The following is a 17,590-nucleotide window of genomic DNA, read 5'->3' as shown; positions in this document are numbered from 1 at the left end:
AATGCCACTAGAATGAATGATCCAACTTGCCAGGAGGTGCCCCGATGGCCGACGACAGCGTCTACGGTCCGTACGGATCGGGCAAGGGAACCCTGGGCAAGCCGAAGACTGACCAGCAGCGTCCCCAGCCCCGGATGAGGATGCGCGAGCGCATCGTCCGCTGGGGGACCCCGAAGCCATCAGGACCGCCCCAGAGCGTCACGGATCCGCTTATCTCGGTAGTCCTTGCCAATCACCCGAAGGCCGACACCGCTGTCATCGAGCGGGCATACCGCACGGCTGAGCATTATCACCGTGGGCAGACCCGCAAGTCGGGCGATCCCTACATCACCCATCCCCTAGCGGTGACGATGATCCTGGCCGAGCTCGGCATGGACGAGCAGACCCTGTGCGCCGGTCTGCTGCACGACACCGTCGAGGACACCTCGTACACGCACGAGCAGCTAACAGCAGACTTCGGCGAGGAAGTGGCCCTGCTCGTCGACGGGGTGACGAAACTCGACAAGGTCCAGTACGGGGAGTCGGCGAAGGCCGAGACCATCCGCAAGATGGTCATCGCGATGAGCCGCGACATCCGAGTGCTGGTCATCAAGCTCGCCGATCGGCTGCACAACATGAGGACCTTGGGATTCCTGCGGCCGGACAAGCAGAACCGCATCGCCAAGGAGACCCTCGAGATCTTCGCGCCACTGGCTCATCGCCTTGGCATGAATGCGATCAAGTGGGAACTGGAGGACCTGTGCTTCTCCACCCTCAATCCCAAGCTCTACGACGAGATCGTCCACATGGTGGCCGAGCAGGCCCCGCAGCGGGAGGCTCAGCTCAAGGAAGTCATCGCGATCGTCCGTCAGGACCTCGATGAGGCCGGCATCGAGGCCACCGTCTACGGTCGGCCGAAGCACTACTACTCGATTTATCAGAAGATGGTCGTGCGCGGTCGGGACTTCTCAGACATCTACGATCTCATCGGTCTGCGCATCCTCGTCGACACCCCGCGCGACTGTTATGCCGCACTGGGTGTCATGCACGTGCGATGGAATCCCCTCCCAGGGCGGTTCAAGGACTACATCGCGATGCCGAAGTACAACATGTACCAGTCCCTGCACACCACCGTGCTGGGGCCCGGCGGGCAGCCGGTGGAATTGCAGATCCGTACTCACGAGATGCACCGGCGGGCTGAGTACGGTGTTGCGGCCCACTGGAAGTACAAGGAGAACCCCAACGCCGTTGGCAAGGGGATTCAGCCTGACGGCACCGACCTGTCCTGGGTACAGTCGCTCAACCAGTGGTCCAAGGAGGAGTCCGATCCCGGCGAGTTCTTGGATTCGTTGCGTTTCGAGATCAATTCCTCGGAGGTTTACGTCTTCACCCCGAAGGGCGACGTCATGGCCCTTCCCCAGGACGCCACCCCCGTCGACTTCGCCTATGCCGTCCACACCGAGGTCGGCCACCGCTGTATCGGCGCTCGCGTCAATGGCAAACTCGTCACCCTGGACACCAAGCTGACCAACGGCGACGTCGTTGACATCCTGACCTCGAACTCCCCCGGTGCCGGTCCCAGTCGTGACTGGCTGGGGTTCATCGCCTCTCCACGTGCTCGTTCCAAGATCAAGTCCTACTTCACGAGGGAACGCCGTGAGGAGTCCATCGAGGCCGGTAAGGATGCGATCGCCAAGCAGTTGCGTCAGGCTGGTGTGCCGCTGCAGTCCTTGCTGACGGTGGAGTACCTCACCGCGGTGGCCGACGACCTGCGGGTGCCCGGCATCAACGCCTTGTACGCCGCGGTGGGGGAGCACATCGTCAGCGCCCAGTCGGTCGTCGAGAAGCTCATCGCCCTGGGCGGTGGGCCGGAGGAGACCACGGCCGACGTCGAGGAGGAGCTCGCCGTTGGCGTCAAGACTCCGCGGCATCGCAGCAACGAGACCGGAGTCATCGTCGACGGTGACCCCGACATGCTCGTCAAGCTGGCTCGGTGCTGCACCCCGCTGCCGGGGGACCCGATCATGGGCTTCGTCACCCGCAACGATGGGGTCTCGGTACATCGCACGGACTGCTCGAACGCCAAGAACCTGCTTGAGCACCCCGAGCGGATCGTGCCGGTCTCCTGGTCTGAGAACCAGCAGGAGGGCTACCAGGTCACCATCCAGATCGAGGGTCTCGACCGTGCCGGCCTGCTGCTGGACACCTCACGCGTCCTCGCCGAGCAGGGGGTCAGCCTCATCTCGGCGAACATGAGTGCATCGAAGACCCATCTGGCTCGATTGCGGCTCACCTTCGAGGCTCCCGACCCAACCCACCTCAAGCACCTCATCGAGTCCATCCGGCGGATCTCCGGGGTCTATGACGTCTTTCGCGTGAAGTCGTGACCCGGTGTGGCTCTCGGGGTTTGACTTCTCTGTCTGGAAAGCCGCCGGTATGACGAACGGCCCCGGTCGTTGTGACCGGGGCCGTTTCCTGTCAGTCAGGCGCTGAACTCGTCGAGGGCCTTCTGGGCCTCCTCCAGCCAGGTCTGGTAGGTCCTGATCGACTCGCGGCCCTTCTCGGCCTCCTTGGTGTGGCCAGCAGCCTCGGCCTTCTCGGCCTGGGCGGTGAGCTTGTCGATCTGGGCGCTGAACATGTCGACGGTGGCGCGGGCACGCTCACGAGCCTGCGGATCGGTGCGCTTCCACTCGGCCTCCTCCGCGGAATGGACCTGACGCTCCAAGTCACGGACGCGGGCGTCGATGCGCTTCATGGCGTCACGGGGCACTCGACCGACCTCGTTGAACTTCTCCAGGAAGGAGCGGAACTTGGCCTTGGCCTCCTCGATGTCCTTGACCGGCAGGATGTCCTTCTCGGCCTCGTCGAGAAGGTTCTCCTTGACCTCCTGGTTGCCGCGATACTCCTCGTCCTGCTGGCTCTGAGCAGTACTGCGGGCGTCGAAGAACTTGTCCTGGATGGCGCGGAACTCCTTCCACAGCTTCTCGTCGATGTCGCGAGGAGCCGGGCCAGCAGCCTTCCAACGGTTCATGAGGTCGCGGAACTGACGAGAGGTCTCGCCCCAGGCCGTCGAATCAGCCAGCGGACGAGCCTCCTCGATGATCTGCTCCTTGAGCACGCGAGCCTTCTCACGCAGGTGATTCTGCTCAGCCATGTGCTGCTTGCGGCGACGGGTGAAGGCGGTGCGAGCCCCGGAGAAGCGGTGCCACAGTTCGTCGTCGGTGGTCTTGTCGATACGGGGGAGATGACGCCACTCCTCGAGCAGGTCGCGGAACTTGCCGATGCCACCGCGCCAGTCGGTGCCAGCAGCGATGGCTTCCGCCTTGGCGACCATGTCCTCCTTGGCCTGCTTTGCGCGGGCCTTGGCCTCGGCCCTCTCCTCCCGACGGGTCTCCGCCTTGGCGTCGATGGTGGGGCTGAGAGCCTCCACCCGAGCTGCGAGCGATTCCAGGTCGCCGACGGCATGGGCCTCACGGATAGACGTGACGAGTTTGCTTGCGGCCGATCGGGCTTCCTCCGGCGAGGCGGTCCCGGAGCTCACTCGTGATTCCAGCAGCGACACCTCGGTCTCGAGGGCGTGATAGCGGCGCACGAAGAATTCAAGGGCTTCCTCGCTGGTGGAGTCCGGCACCTGGCCGACAGGCCTCTCCCCGTCACTGGTTCGGACGTAAACGGTGCCGTCATCATCGACGCGGCCGAAGGACTGCGGAGCTTGTGCGTGACTCATACGCTCCATCTTGCCCGATAAAGTGGCAAACGTGTTCATTGCGTCCTTCATCACTGGTCCTTTTCAGGCCAATTGCTATCTCCTGGCGCGCGAACCAGGGTCTGACTGCGTCGTCGTCGACCCTGGAATGGGTGCCGAGAAGTTCCTCGGCGAGGCACTCAAGACCCACCATCTAACCCCGGTGGCGGTCGCGCTCACCCACGGTCACATCGACCATGTCGGTTCAGCTCGCCAGGTTGGAGATCAGTACGGCATCCCGGTGCTGTGCCCTCGAGATGACCGGCATCTCCTCGCCGACCCCATGGCAGCCTTGTCTGACTTCGCCCGTCCACTCATCGAGCAGTGCTACGGATCGACGACCTTGCGCGAACCCGAGGAAGTCGTCGACGTCGAGCCGTTCTCCCACCACGAGTACGCCGACCTCGACCTGGAATTCCTGCACGCCCCGGGCCACACTCCTGGGTGTTCCATGATCCGCATGGTTGACGCGCAGTTCGGCCCGATCGTCATGTCCGGTGACGTCGTCTTCGCAGGTTCCATCGGTCGAACCGACATGCCCGGGGCTGACCCGGCACAGATGTCTCGCAGCCTGTCCGACGTCGTCTGGCCCCTTGACGACTCCACCCACCTACTGCCAGGACACGGGGGACCGACGACGATGGCCCAGGAGCGCATCTCCAACCCATTTCTCAACCGCACGTAGGTCTCGTCGCACTCCCACTGAAAAGTCTCACCGAACAGTGGCGAATGAGCCCGATTGCTCTCGGGCTGGCAGAATGACTCCTGCGGGGTAACCCGCCCAGATACCCAACTCTTCGAAGGATTCCTTCCATGGCCCGTCTCAAGCCCTTGTCCGGTTTTCCCGAATTCCTGCCCTCAGGACAGATGGTGGAGAACCATGTGACCCGGATCCTTGAGGAGACCTTCGAGCTTCATGGTTTCGCGCCGATCCACACCCGTGCCGTCGAGCCCATGGAGCAACTCACCCGCAAGGGAGAGATCGACAAGGAGGTCTACGTCGTCGATCGACTGCACGCTGACCCTCATGACTCGCGGTCCGAGAAGGACCGTCTGGGCCTGCACTTCGACCTCACCGTTCCCTTCGCCCGCTACGTGTTGGAGAACGCCGGCCACCTGCACTTCCCGTTCCGTCGCCACCAGATCCAGAAGGTGTGGCGTGGTGAACGTCCTCAGGAGGGCCGCTACCGCGAGTTCACCCAGGCTGACATCGACATCGTCGGCGACCAGACCCTGGCCGAGCACCACGACATCGAGACCCCGCTGGTGATGCTGTCGGCCCTTGAGCGCCTGCACACTGAGCTGGGCTTCCCGACCGTCACCATGCACGTCAACAACCGCAAGCTCTCCGAGGGGTTCTACCGCGGGCTGGGCATCGAGGACCACATGGCCGTTCTGCAGCGGGTCGACAAGTACGACAAGATCGGCCCGGACGCGGTGCGTGAGCTTCTCACTGACGAGCTGGGCCTGTCTGACGACGTCGCCGGCAAGTGTGTCGCCCTGGCCTCCATCCAGTCTGCCGACGACTCCTTCATCGGCAAGGTGCGCGAACTCGGGGTGTCCAACGACATGCTCGAAGAGGGCCTGGATTCCCTCAACCGAGTCGTCACTGCCGTCAACAAGGTCGTCCCCGGACGCATGGTTGCCAACCTCAAGATCGCCCGCGGCCTGGACTATTACACCGGCACCGTCTACGAGACCGAACTGACCGGCCATGAGTCGATGGGTTCGGTGTGCTCGGGTGGCCGTTACGAGTCCCTGGCCTCCGACGGCAAACACGTCTACCCGGGCGTGGGAATCTCGCTCGGCCTGACCCGCTTGCTGGCCCCGATCATCTCCCGAGGGGAGCTGACGTCTTCTCGTTCGGTTCCCTCGGCGGTCCTCGTGGCCGTCAACACCGAGGAGGATCGTGTCAGCTCGGAGGCCGTCGCCCACGCGATGCGCTCCCGCGGCATCCCCTGCGAGGTGGCCCCCAAGGCCGACAAGTTCGGCAAGCAGATCAAGCATGCTGATCGTCGCGGGATCCCCTACGTGTGGTTCCCGGGCGCTCAGCACAGCGACCACCGAGACCCCGACACCGTCAAGGACATCCGCTCCGGTGACCAGGTCGAGGCTGACGCCGCGAGTTGGAACCCGCCTGCCGAGGATCTTCATCCCGGCGTCGTCGGCTCGTGGTGAGTGCGGCCGGCCGAAGGACGACACCTACGAGGAATAGGGCTCCCGGTAACCTCCGGGAGCCCTCCTTCATACCTCAGCAAACTGGGCGTCGCTGAGCACGGGAGGTGATGACGTCGTCGGCGGCCAACGTCAGCCACCACAGGGCGCCCAGGGCCAAGCTGAAACGCTGCCAGATCCCGGTGTAATCCATCGGGGTGCCATCGAACCAGTCCATGGCCCCGATGCCGTTGAGCAGGGTGAACACGATCCACGCCCATGCCACCACCAGACCGAAGGTGCGGAACCTCGTCATGGTGGAGTTGAGCAACAGGATCGGGAGGGCAAAACCGATGACGACGATCGTCGAGGTCCCGACGTGGACGAAGTGGCTCGGGCTGACGTGACCGGCCTCCTCGGCAGCTAGACAGGCATTGGAACGAGTAGGGGAGCAGTCCATCGTCACTAAGGCGTCAAGAACACTGAAGAGCCCGCCAGCCACGAATCCAATGCCCGACCACCCCTGGCGGCCAAGGGGGCGATGACCAGCCCAGGCGAGAGTGGCCAGGCCTGCCAGACACAGGGAGGTCCCCATGATGACGTCGGTGGTCTGGAAGAGGTAACGCCATGGCTGGTCACGGGCGGAGTACTCCGATACGAAAGCATGCAGCTGGCTCATCGCGGGGTTGAGAATGCCTGCGAATGCCCAGGTCAGGGAGGCCAGTGATGCGAAGATGAGGAAGGTTGCGCGCCACCGTCGACACGTCGCTTCACGATGAGGATTCAGCACTGACGGCCTTCCCACTCGCTGCGCAGTATGCCGTGGTAGATCTGGTCGCGGATCGTTGACCCGCTGAGGCAGGAGGCTCGACGCAGACCCTCGGTCACCATGCCGGCCTTCTCCATGACTCGTCCCGAGGCGACATTGGCCGGGTCGTGATTGGCCTCCACCTTGTTGACCTGTGCGACGGCGAAGAGATAACCCGTCACTGCGACCAGCGCCTCGGTGCAGTAACCCCTGCCCCACCAGCGCCGTCCGACGACATAGCCGACATTGACCAGGCCGACGCTGAGATCCTGTTCGACGACCGAGGTCTGTCCGATGAGGGTCCCGTCCTCGATCAGCTCAATACCCCAGTTGAAGGTTCCTGGATCATCGTAGGAATCGACCCAGGCACCGACGATGGCCCGGCTCACATCCACGCTGGAATGGGCGGGCCACCTGAGGAACTGTGTGACCTCCGGGTCGCTGGCCCAGTTGTCGTACATCTGCTGGGCATCGTCGACGGTCAACCGGCGAAGTACTAGGCGATCCGTCCGTAGCCGACGGGTGCCAGTCAATTCCATGCCGGTGACGATATCACCGGTTCCCAAAGGCCAATTACACGTGCAGTGACAGCTCCATCACAGGCGTTCCGTTGAGGTCTGGGCGTGATGCCGTCTGGGGAGAGGTCGGGATCTGCTCGTCTGACTCCGGCCGTATGGCCTCGTTGGCGTCGAGCTCTTCCGAGTCGTTGCGATCGCGCGCGGTGGCAGCCATGAGCTTGATGCGGTTGAGCTGGTTGACCTGGGATGCGCCGGGGTCGTAGTCGACCGACACCACATTGGCGTGCGGGAACTGACGGCGGATCTCACGGAAGATCCCTCGTCCGGTGACGTGGTTCGGTAGGCAGGCGAACGGCTGGACGACGGCGATGTTCGCCACACCTTCGCGGATCATGTCGACCATCTCACCGACGAGGTACCAACCCTCGCCAGCCTGGTTGCCGAGTTGAACGATGCGTTGGGCGTCCTCCATGAGATCGGTGATCGGGGTCGGAACCTCGAACCGGGTGGACTTCTTCAACGCTGCGGTCACCGGCTTCTGGTACTGCATGAGCAAACCGCGGAACGCCTTCTTGAGGTGACGGCTCCACTTGTCAGTACCGAAGGTCTTGTAGTTGTAGTCGCCTGCGGACAAACAGTTGTAGACGAACCACATGAGCCCCGGCAGGACGGCCTCGCAGTCCTCGGATTCGATGGTGTCGACGATGTGGTTGTTGGCGTCCGGGTGGAACTGCACCAAGATCTCGCCGAGGACGCCGACACGAGGCTTGCGTGGGCCGTCAATGAGCTCAAGATGCTCGAAATCGTCGACGATGCCGTTGATGATCGCCTTGTAGGAGGTGCGCCGTCCCCAGGTTTTGGAGTGCCCGCCGTCCAGGAAGTGCTCCCGCGCGATGGTCGTCCAGTGGTGCATGAGCTCGTCAGCCGCGCCCGGAACCGCCTCGTAAGGACGAGTGCGCAGGTGGACCTTCTGCAGCAGGTCCCCGATCGTGATGGCCTGAACCATGCGGTGAATCAGGGGAACGGTGAGGGAGAAGCCCGGGTTGTCCTCGACACCCTGCAGGGAAGCCGCGATGACCGGGATGCTTCCGAATCCGGCGTCCTTGAGGGCCTTGCGCAGTAGACCAATGTAGTTGGTGGCACGGCACATGCCACCGGTCTGGGTGAGGAAGAGGGTGGTGTGGTCCAAGTCGTATTTGCCCGACTTCAATGCCGAGACGAGCTGACCAATGACGACGATGGCGGGGAAACAGGCATCGTTGTTGACCACCGACAGGCCGAAGTCGATGTTCTCCCTGGAAGCTTGCTCCAACACCTCGACGTTGTAACCGGAGGCGCGCAGAGCTGCCTCCGCGACCGAGGTCTGGTACGGGGCGAGCTGGGGCACCAGGATGGTGTGGGTCGCCTTCATGTCCTTGGTGAAGAGGACTCGGTCGTCGGAAAGCGGATGGGTCACCAGCTTGCGATCGTGGCGGGCGCGTTCCTTCGTCGCGGCCTGCAGGGAGCGCATCCGAATACGGGCCGCGCCCAGGTTTGACACCTCGTCAATCTTGAGAGTGGTATAGATGCGGTCACGCGCTGCCAGGATCTCGCGCACCTGGTCGGTGGTGATGGCGTCCAGTCCGCAGCCGAAGGAGTTGAGCTGGACGAGCTCGAGATCGGGGCGGGAACCCACGAAGGCGGCTGCCTGGTAGAGGCGGGAATGGAACATCCACTGGTCACGCACACGCAGCGGACGCTCTAGCAGGTCAGACCCAAGATGGGCCACGGAGTCCTCAGTGAGGACCGCCATGCCCAGGGAGTTCACCATCTCGGGAATGCCGTGGTGAATCTCGGGATCGACGTGATAGGGGCGTCCTGCCAGCACGATGCCGGGAACGTTGTGCTCAGCCATGTAGGCCAAGGCGTCCTCGCCCATCTTGCGGACGTCGTCGCGAAAGGCCTTGTCCTCCTCGAGCCCCTTGGCAACCGCCTGATGGGCCTCCTCGACGGTCACCCCGTCCTCAGCGAAGGTTTCGGCCAGCCGCTCGGCGAGTTTGTCCGGGTTGGCCAGGGAGAGGAATGGAGAGATGAGTTCGACGTCCTTCTCGCGCAGGCTCTCGACATTTGCTCGGATGACCTCGGGATAGGAGGCGACGACCGGGCAGTTGAAGTGGGCGTCGGCATCGGCCACGCTGACCTGCTCGAAACGGATGCAGGGGTCGAAGATCCGCTTGACGCCACGCTCAACGAGATCTTCCACGTGACCGTTGTTGAGCTTGGCGGGGTAGCAAATGTTCTCGCTGGCGATGGACTCCATGCCCTTTTCGAACAGGGCGTGGGAAGAACGGCCCGAGATCATGACGCGGTAGCCCAGGGCTGAGAGGGTCGTGAACCAGAACGGGTAGTTCTCGTACATGTTGAGGGCACGAGGCAGGCCCAGGTCGCCACGAAAGGCCTTCTTTGCGGTGAGGCGCCGGTAGCTGAACAGCCTCTTGTACTTCGCCTCGAAGACATTGGGCAGCTCAGACTTCGGGAGCTTGGCCATCTTGCGGTTGTCCACCTCGGCGCCGCGGTCGCAGCGGTTGCCGGAGACGAAGACGCGTCCGTCCGAGAAGGTGGCGATGGTGCGCTGGCAGTGGTTCTGGCACAGGGTGCAGTCATCGCGGTGGGTCTCGACGGCGAACCCGTCCAGTTCGGCGCGATCTCGCAGACCGTCAGAGGTGGTGGGCTCGCCAGCATGGAAGCGGGCACGGGCCGTCAGTGCAGCGCCGTAGGCACCCATGAGTCCGGCCTCGGCAGGACGGACGACCTCACGGCCGGTGAGTTTCTCGAAGGCTCGCAGCACGGCGTTGTTGAGGAAGGTGCCGCCTTGGACGACAACCTTGTCACCCAGCTGGGACGGATCGGTCAACTTGATGACCTTGTACAGAGCGTTGCGGACGACGGAGTAAGACAGCCCGGCAGCAATGTCGGCAGGGGAGGCTCCCTCCTTCTGGGCCTGCTTGACCGAGGAGTTCATGAAGACGGTGCAACGGCTGCCCAGGTCGACCGGATGCTGAGCCATCAGGCTCATGTCGGCGAAGGACTGGATGTCGGTGTCCATGCCGGCGGCGAAGGTCTGGAGGAAGGACCCACACCCGGACGAGCACGCCTCGTTCACGGAGATGGAGTCGATGACTTGGTCGACGACCCGCAGGTACTTCATGTCCTGGCCGCCGATGTCGATGATCGCCGTGACTCCGGGAAGCAGATGATCGGCGGCCCGATAATGGGCCATTGTCTCGACCTCACCGTCCTCGGCACCCAATGCAGCCTTGACGAGGCCTTCGCCGTAGCCGGTGGTGCAGGTGCGGGCAATGGTGGCTTCGGTGGGCATGGTGTCGTAGAGATCGGCGAGGATCTGCACTGCTGCGCTCACCGGGTCGCCCTCGTTGGAGGCGTAATGGGAGGCGACGATGTTGAGGGACTCGTCAAGCAGCACCGACTTGATTGTCGTCGAACCGGCGTCAATACCGAGGAAGAGGTTGCCGCGAGCGTCATGCAGTGGCAGATGGGGGAGTTTGGCCTGGGAGTGACGCTTGGTGAACTCGGCCAGCTCCTCCTTATTCCTGAACAGTGGCGGCATCGACTGGGAGATGCCGTTCTGGGTGCGGGCGTGACGGGAACGCTCAGCAGTCTCGGCGAGGTCGACCGGCTCCGAGGCGGACGTCAGGGCAGCCCCCATGGCCACGTAGAGCTGGGCACGCTCCGGGGTGATGTACTCGTCGACCTTGCCTTCGAGAACTCGTGCGAAGGCGTCCCGCAGAGTCGGCATGAAGTGCAACGGACCACCGAGGAAGATGACCTTGCCACGGATCGGACGTCCACAGGCCAGGCCGGCGATGCACTGGGTGGCGACGGCTTGCATGACCGACGCAGCGAGGTCCTCATGACGCGCACCTTCGTTGATGAGGGGCTGGAGGTCAGACTTGGCGAACACCCCACAGCGTGAGGCGATGGGATGGATGGTCTCGGCCCGTGATGCCAAGTCGTTGAGGCCCGGGGCGTCAGTGTGGAGCAGGGTGGCCATCTGGTCGATGAAGGCACCCGTACCACCGGCGCACGAACCATTCATGCGCTGCTCCGGGACTGGCTTGAGGTAGGTGATCTTGGCGTCCTCGCCGCCAAGTTCCAGGAGGACGTCAGCGTCAGGGTTCCAATGCTGGACGGCCGCAGTCTCGGCCATGACCTCCTGGATGAATGTGAGGTCCAGAGCGTCGGCGGTTCCCAGGCCTGCCGATCCGGTGACGGCGGCGCGCACCTTGGCACCGGGGAGGGCATCGGCGGCGTCGCCGAGCAGGGACGCCATGGCTCCGGTGATATCGGCATGGTGGCGTCTGTAGTCCTCGAAGAGGATGTTCTCGTCAGGGTCCAGGACGACGGCCTTGATCGTCGTCGATCCGACGTCCAGCCCCATCCGAAGGTCCTGGTCGTCCAGTGCGATCGCATTGCCACGATGTGCGTCCATGTCCCCATTTCATCACCGTGGAAATCTCTTCGCAGCAAGTGGGGTTCCCTTTCTCGAGAGATTCTCGGGGGAGTACGGTCGTGCCATGTCTGTCCCGAGTCAGTCACAGTGCACCCGAGCGCCTCGCCGCGGCCCGCGAGGCGAGGCCGGGGCAGCACGAGCGTCGATTCTGGCGGCCGCCAGGGCCCTGTTCCTGGCTGGTGATTATCAGTCGGTGAGCCTGCGGGCCATTGCTCGTGAAGCCGGGGTGGACACCTCGCTGGTGAGCTACTACTTCGGATCCAAGCAGGCTCTCTACAACGAGGCGATGTCCCTGCCGAACGGACCACACCGGATCGTTGCTGACGTCTGTTCCGGCACAGACCCGGATCACCTGGGCGAAGCACTGGTCAAGGCCTTCATCGATGCCTGGGACGGTCATCTTGGCCTGGGCGGACCGGATCCGCAGATGCAGGGGGTGGTTCAGGCGCTCCTCACCCAGCCTGACGCCTTCGACATGGTGAGCGAGTTCTACACCGATCAGATCCTGGCGCCCGTCGTCGAGCTCTTGGTGCCCCGGTTCGGGGAGGAGGAGGCAGGGATCCGGGCCTCGCTGGGGCTCTCGCAGTTGTTGGGAATCTTCACGGCCCGTTATGTCGTCGGGCTGCGATCCCTGGCAGACCTCTCCGCCTCGGAACTCATTGCTCGAGAGGCTCCGACCCTGCAGAAGACCCTGACGGGTTCGGTTCCCAGGGAATGACACATCCTTTTCGCCCTCAGGGCGTTCAGTTCGCCCACCGGAGTGCCACGTCCGGCGATAGGGTGATACCCATGAACCTGGCGCACGGTCGCGCCTCCGCCCACGGATAACGGGAGATGACCAATGACCATCGCAATCAAGATGGGTTTCCTCGATGGTGACCCCATCGTTGACGACCAGGGTCGACTTGTCGGACGAGGAGGCGGAACCGCGCTGGTCGAGCGACTCCTCAAGATGTACCCGGGAGCCGTCGTCGTCGACCACGAGGATCGGCAGTGTGACGGTTTCGAGGCCAAGACGCTGTCCAGCCTTGACCCGCTGGAGACCCTCGTCATCAACCTCGACGTCATCGACTCGGTCGGCGTCTTCCAGACGATGCACCGTGAGGGTGCTGAGCCGAAGATCCTCAACCTGCAGTGGCTGCCCCCGTCCCACTACCACCACAAGGTGAACTTCGCGGCCATGGGCCTGGCCTACGCCCTCTTCCCGACCCTGTGCTCCGGTGAGCGCACCGCCGGCGAGGTGACCGAGCTGGTTCGTCGCTGGACGATCTCCCCGCTGGCCCACCAGGCTCGGATCGCCTGGGTTCAGCCTGGTATCCGTGACGATCTCGTCCGCGAGCACGTCGATCCCGAGGTGCCGACCGTCCTTTACCCGGCTATTCACCTTACCGACAACAAACAGCCGAAGGTCTTCCTCGACGTCATGAATCGCGTCGCCTCCGAGATGGACGTGCGCATGGAGGTTCGTCTGAGCCAGCGCGACCTCGCCAGCGTCATGGCCATGAAGATGTCCTCGCCCAAGTGGGCCTCGGTCGGCCCACTGTTCGGTCAGCGCGAGGAATACTGGGAGGCCCTGGCCCGTATGACGGCATTCCTCGCCACTGCGAAGAATGAGGCCTATGGCTTCGAGTACCTCGAGGCCTTGGTCGCTGGTGCGGTCGGTGTCTTCCCGGATGCCGCTTGGGCCCGCAAGACCGTTCCTGAGGACTACCCCTACTTCTACCGCACCACCGACGAGGCGGTGTCGATGCTGAAGGACGTGTTGCGCGATCCCGGGACGGCCCGAAACGCCATTAATGACGCTGCCGGTGGCTCGCTGCGCGAGTGGATCCTCGCCAACAACGAGCGTTCCGGTGGTAACGAGGCCATCCGCAAGCAGATAGCGGAATGGTTCCCCGAGATCGAGGCCTGATCCTTGGTCGAGACATGATTGAGCGCCGTGACGGTCGACCGTCACGGCGCTCAATCATGTCTCGCCGGGGGGCGTGCCCCCTCGGGCAGTGCGTCCCGGATGACGGCTGAGGTGGCCGCCGGTATGCTGGCTCGCGGCCCGTACCGTCTATACGTGGCCTGCAACAACGGAAGGATGAAAACGTGCTGCGAACCCATGACGCCGGAAGCCTGCGAGCCAGCGACATCGGCAAGGAGGTGACTCTCGCCGGATGGGTCGGGCACCGACGCGACCATGGCGGCGTCGCCTTCATTGATCTTCGCGACGCATCCGGTCTGGCCCAGGTCGTCATCCGTGACGAGATTCTGGAGTCCTCCGGCGCCCATGATCTGCGCAACGAGTACTGCATCAAGGTGACTGGTGTCGTCGAGGCTCGTCCGGAGGGCAACGCCAACCCGAACCTTCCCACCGGCGAGATCGAGGTCGCCATCTCCGAGCTCGAGGTTCTCAACCCCTCGGCCCCGCTGCCCTTCCAGATCGACGAGCACGTCACCGTCGGTGAGGACGCCCGTCTCAAGTACCGCTACCTGGACCTGCGGCGTCCACGTCAGCATGAGGCCCTGGTGCTGCGCTCCAAGGTAACCCACGCCATTCGTGAGGTTCTCGACCGCCACAACTTCTATGACATCGAGACCCCGACCCTGACCCGTTCCACTCCTGAGGGTGCCCGTGACTTCCTGGTGCCGGCTCGTCTTGCCCCCGGGTGCTGGTACGCCCTGCCGCAGAGCCCCCAGCTGTTCAAGCAGCTGCTCATGGTGTCGGGCATGGAGCGCTACTACCAGATCGCACGTTGCTACCGCGACGAGGACTTCCGAGCTGACCGTCAGCCCGAGTTCACCCAGCTCGACGTCGAGATGAGCTTCGTCGACCAGGATGACGTCATCGCCCTGGCGGAGGAGACCATGGCGGCCTGCTGGAAGATCATCGGCGTCGACATGCCGACCCCGCTGCCGCGCATCACCTGGCACGAGGCCATGGACCGTTACGGCTCCGACAAGCCTGATCTTCGTTTCGGCAACGAGATCACCGAGGTCACTGATTTCTTCGCCAACACCCCGTTCCGCGTCTTCCAGGCTCCCTACGTGGGCGCCGTCGTCATGCCTGGTGGAGCCTCGCTGCCGCGTCGCCAGTTCGACGCTTGGCAGGAGTGGGCTCGTACCCGAGGCGCTAAGGGCCTGGCCTACATCACCATCTCCGACGAGGGTGTGCCTGGCGGTCCGGTCGCCAAGAACATCTCGGAGGAGGAGAAGGCCGGTATCGCCGAGAAGGTCGGTGCCAAGTCCGGTGACGCCATCTTCTTCGCCGCTGGACCGAAGACCTCCTCCCAGGAGCTGCTCGGTGCGGCCCGTCTGGAGATCGGCCGTCGTTGTGAACTCTTCGATCCCTCCGACTGGGCCTTCTGCTGGGTGGTCGACGCCCCGCTGTTCAAGCCGACCAAGGAGGCCGAGGCCTCTGGCGACGTCGCGGTCGGTGGCGGTGCCTGGACTGCTGTCCACCACGCCTTCACCAGCCCGACCCCTGAGTGCATGGACACCTTCGACACCGATCCGGGTTCGGCCCTCGCCTATGCCTACGACTTCGTCGTCAATGGCAATGAGGTCGGCGGCGGATCCATCCGTATCCATCGTCGTGATGTCCAGGAGCGCGTCTTCAACGTCATGGGCATTGGTCCGGAGGAAGCCCAGGAAAAGTTCGGCTTCCTCCTTGACGCCTTCAAGTTCGGTGCTCCGCCGCATGGTGGCATCGCCTTCGGCCTGGACCGTCTGGTCATGCTGCTCGGCAGCTTCGAGACCATCCGGGACGTCATCGCCTTCCCGAAGACCGGCAACGGCTATGACCCGTTGACGGCCGCTCCGGCTCCCATCACCCCGGCTCAGCGTCGTGAGGCTGGGGTGGACGCCAAACCGAAGAAGAAGGCCGAGTCCCCCGAGGGGCAGAGGGACGACGCAGAGAAGTCCAGGAAGTGATGATTCCGAGCTGACGGCGGGCGGCGACCGATGCGTACGGTCGCCGCCCATTCCTCATGTCGAGCGTCGTTGGACGTCGGGGTGTCGCAGCGCGGCGATATGGTGCCGTGGTGAGTGAGGATCTCTTCGGCAATGTCGGGCCGGTCCAGCCGGACGCGACCAGTGGCGGGTCCTTGGACACTCCCAACCCTGACGCGCCACTGGCCGTTCGACTGCGCCCCCGCACGATTGACGAGATCGTCGGTCAGCAACACCTGTTAACCCCAGGGTCGCCGTTGCGCCGGCTGGCCGAGGGCACCGGGGCCATGAGCGTCTTCCTGTGGGGCCCTCCGGGGGTCGGCAAGACGACGATTGCCTCTGTGGTGTCCCACGCCACGAACCGACGGTTCGTGGAGATCTCGGCCGTGACCGCTGGAGTCAAGGACGTCCGACGGGAACTCGACATCGCTCGTCGCCAGCTGGCGCTGGGAAGGCCGACTGTCCTCTTCGTCGACGAGGTGCACCGGTTCTCCAAGGCCCAGCAGGATGTGCTCCTGCCCGCAGTTGAGAACCGGACCGTGACCCTCATCGCCGCCACCACGGAGAATCCATCCTTCTCGGTCATCTCCCCGCTGCTGTCCCGATCCCTGCTGCTGACCCTGAAACCCCTCACCGAGGCTGACGTGTCCTCCCTCATCGACCGTGCACTGAGTGATCCGCGCGGTCTGCGCACCGAGTCGGACGGGCTCTACACCCTTGACGACGATGCCCGAGCCGACCTGCTGCAGCTGGCCGGGGGAGACGCCCGACGAGCCCTGACCTATCTCGAGGAGGCCGCAGCCGGGGCGAGCACGGCTGGAACTGACACCATCACCAGTCAGATCGTCTCGACGGCCGTGGATCGCGCTGCGGTGCGGTACGACCGTGACGGTGATCAGCACTACGACGTCATCAGTGCATTCATCAAGTCGGTACGTGGTTCGGACGTCGACGCCGCCATGCACTACCTGGCCCGGATGATCGAGGCGGGGGAGGATCCCCGGTTCATCGGCCGCCGTCTGGTGATCTTGGCCAGCGAGGACATCGGCATGGCCGCCCCGAGCGTGCTGCAAACCTGTGTCGCCGCAGCCCAGGCCGTTCAACTCATCGGTATGCCCGAGGCCCGCCTCAACCTGGCCCAGGCGACCATTGCAGCAGCCACCGCCCCGAAGTCCAACGCCGTCATCACCGCCATCGACGGGGCACTGGCCGACGTCCGCGCCGGTAAGGGAGGAGAGGTGCCGGCCCATTTGCGTGACGCGCACTATTCATCCGCCCACGACCTCGGTCACGGGGTCGGATACCGTTACGCTCACAACTTCCCGCACGGGGTGGCAGAACAGCAGTATCTTCCTGACGACATCGCCTCGACGCGGTACTACCACCCGACCGACCACGGCAATGAGGCTGCCATCTCACAACGTCTGAGCCAGATACGGATGCTGCTCGGACGAGACACCACCGAGGAGAAGAAGTCATGACCCTGGGTCAGATCGCCGGACTCATCGCTGCCCTCGCGGCGGTGGTGCTCGTCGCGCTGTGTGCCGTTCCCCTGCTGAAACTTGGTGGCGTTCTGGATGAGGTGCGCAAGACGGTCCGCGACGTGGATGAGTCGACGGTGCCGATCTTGGAAGAACTCAAGGGAACGGTCGTCATCACCAATGGTGAGATCTCGAAGCTTGACCAGGTCATCGAGGACATTCACACCATTTCCGAACACGGCACCGTCGTCACCGGTCAGGCTGCTGAACTCGCTCAAACCTTCACCCAGACGGTCGGGACGCCGATGGTGAAGGCCGCTGCTTTTGGCGAGGGAGTGCGACGCACGATTCGTCGTCCCAGGCGTCGCAACCATCCCTCCCAGGTCGAGAACGAGGCAGCTCTCGCCGAGGTGAGTCATGGTGCGTCATCAGCTGAGGACCTCGACGACGAGAACTGAT

12 protein-coding genes are annotated in these 17,590 nt (G+C 63.8%); 8 read left to right on the top strand and 4 right to left on the bottom strand.

What is annotated here, in order from left to right; genetic code table 11:
• The first annotated feature begins 44 nt into the window (after positions 1–44).
• Positions 45–2,366, top strand: coding sequence for a RelA/SpoT family protein (locus tag PALO_RS05175; protein ID WP_015582696.1), 2,322 nt, complete (start codon positions 45–47; stop codon positions 2,364–2,366).
• A 95-nt stretch (positions 2,367–2,461) separates the two neighbouring features.
• Here the strand turns inward: PALO_RS05175 and PALO_RS05170 are convergent, their stop codons facing one another.
• The gene (locus tag PALO_RS05170) at positions 2,462–3,760 is read right to left on the bottom strand and encodes a DUF349 domain-containing protein (RefSeq protein ID WP_177166464.1); all 1,299 of its coding nucleotides are present in this window, start codon (positions 3,758–3,760) and stop codon (positions 2,462–2,464) included.
• Here PALO_RS05170 and PALO_RS05165 point away from each other — a divergent pair.
• Positions 3,738–4,409: an MBL fold metallo-hydrolase gene (locus tag PALO_RS05165; protein WP_015582694.1), complete on the top strand. Its 672-nt coding sequence runs from the start codon at positions 3,738–3,740 to the stop codon at positions 4,407–4,409. The genes PALO_RS05170 and PALO_RS05165 overlap by 23 nt on opposite strands.
• A 128-nt stretch (positions 4,410–4,537) precedes the next feature.
• A complete protein-coding gene (hisS, locus tag PALO_RS05160; protein WP_004811330.1) occupies positions 4,538–5,902 on the top strand; it encodes a histidine--tRNA ligase in 1,365 nt (454 codons plus the stop codon).
• Positions 5,903–5,975: 73 nt separating this feature from the next.
• Here hisS and PALO_RS05155 read toward each other — a convergent pair whose 3' ends face one another.
• The 3 genes from PALO_RS05155 to PALO_RS05145 are packed head-to-tail and all read right to left on the bottom strand — an operon-like array spanning position 5,976 to position 11,693.
• Complete coding sequence (locus tag PALO_RS05155) at positions 5,976–6,668, bottom strand: DUF998 domain-containing protein (protein ID WP_015582693.1); 693 nt, start codon at positions 6,666–6,668, stop codon at positions 5,976–5,978.
• Positions 6,662–7,225: a GNAT family N-acetyltransferase gene (locus PALO_RS05150; protein WP_036910359.1), complete on the bottom strand. Its 564-nt coding sequence runs from the start codon at positions 7,223–7,225 to the stop codon at positions 6,662–6,664. Before PALO_RS05150 ends, PALO_RS05155 begins: the two co-directional genes overlap by 7 nt.
• Before the next feature lie 34 nt (positions 7,226–7,259).
• The gene (locus tag PALO_RS05145) at positions 7,260–11,693 is read right to left on the bottom strand and encodes an acyl-CoA dehydratase activase-related protein (RefSeq protein WP_015582691.1); all 4,434 of its coding nucleotides are present in this window, start codon (positions 11,691–11,693) and stop codon (positions 7,260–7,262) included.
• Positions 11,694–11,778: 85 nt separating this feature from the next.
• Here PALO_RS05145 and PALO_RS05140 point away from each other — a divergent pair, with 85 nt between their 5' ends.
• The 5 genes from PALO_RS05140 (at position 11,779) to PALO_RS05120 (ending at position 17,589) form a co-directional block, all read left to right on the top strand.
• Entirely contained in the window at positions 11,779–12,432 is a 654-nt protein-coding gene (locus PALO_RS05140) for a TetR/AcrR family transcriptional regulator (RefSeq protein WP_015582690.1), read from the top strand.
• A gap of 123 nt (positions 12,433–12,555) precedes the next feature.
• Positions 12,556–13,626, top strand: coding sequence for a hypothetical protein (locus PALO_RS05135; protein ID WP_015582689.1), 1,071 nt, complete (start codon positions 12,556–12,558; stop codon positions 13,624–13,626).
• A gap of 182 nt (positions 13,627–13,808) precedes the next feature.
• On the top strand, positions 13,809–15,632 hold the full coding sequence (gene aspS / locus PALO_RS05130) for an aspartate--tRNA ligase (RefSeq protein WP_015582688.1): 1,824 nt from the start codon (positions 13,809–13,811) through the stop codon (positions 15,630–15,632).
• 107 nt (positions 15,633–15,739) lie between these two features.
• Positions 15,740–17,131 (top strand): replication-associated recombination protein A, encoded by a 1,392-nt coding sequence (locus tag PALO_RS05125; protein ID WP_036910264.1) that lies wholly within the window; start codon positions 15,740–15,742, stop codon positions 17,129–17,131.
• On the top strand, positions 17,128–17,589 hold the full coding sequence (locus PALO_RS05120) for a DUF948 domain-containing protein (protein ID WP_015582686.1): 462 nt from the start codon (positions 17,128–17,130) through the stop codon (positions 17,587–17,589). The genes PALO_RS05125 and PALO_RS05120 overlap by 4 nt, the downstream gene beginning before the upstream one ends.
• Position 17,590 lies beyond the last annotated feature (1 nt).

The sequence above is a fragment of the Cutibacterium avidum 44067 genome (genome assembly GCF_000367205.1).
Classification (GTDB): domain Bacteria; phylum Actinomycetota; class Actinomycetes; order Propionibacteriales; family Propionibacteriaceae; genus Cutibacterium; species Cutibacterium avidum.
The sequence above is the reverse complement of the archived record's forward strand: the minus strand, read 5'-3'. Positions and strand labels throughout refer to the sequence as shown.

Excerpts from the sequence above, each read along its gene's own strand:
- PALO_RS05175 (WP_015582696.1), top strand. The coding sequence starts at position 45 with ATGGCCGACGACAGCGTCTACGGTCCGTACGGATCGGGCAAGGGAACC.
- hisS (WP_004811330.1), top strand. The coding sequence starts at position 4,538 with ATGGCCCGTCTCAAGCCCTTGTCCGGTTTTCCCGAATTCCTGCCCTCA.
- PALO_RS05150 (WP_036910359.1), bottom strand. The coding sequence starts at position 7,225 with ATGGAATTGACTGGCACCCGTCGGCTACGGACGGATCGCCTAGTACTT.
- PALO_RS05145 (WP_015582691.1), bottom strand. The coding sequence starts at position 11,693 with ATGGACGCACATCGTGGCAATGCGATCGCACTGGACGACCAGGACCTT.
- PALO_RS05140 (WP_015582690.1), top strand. The coding sequence starts at position 11,779 with ATGTCTGTCCCGAGTCAGTCACAGTGCACCCGAGCGCCTCGCCGCGGC.
- PALO_RS05135 (WP_015582689.1), top strand. The coding sequence starts at position 12,556 with ATGACCATCGCAATCAAGATGGGTTTCCTCGATGGTGACCCCATCGTT.
- PALO_RS05120 (WP_015582686.1), top strand. The coding sequence starts at position 17,128 with ATGACCCTGGGTCAGATCGCCGGACTCATCGCTGCCCTCGCGGCGGTG.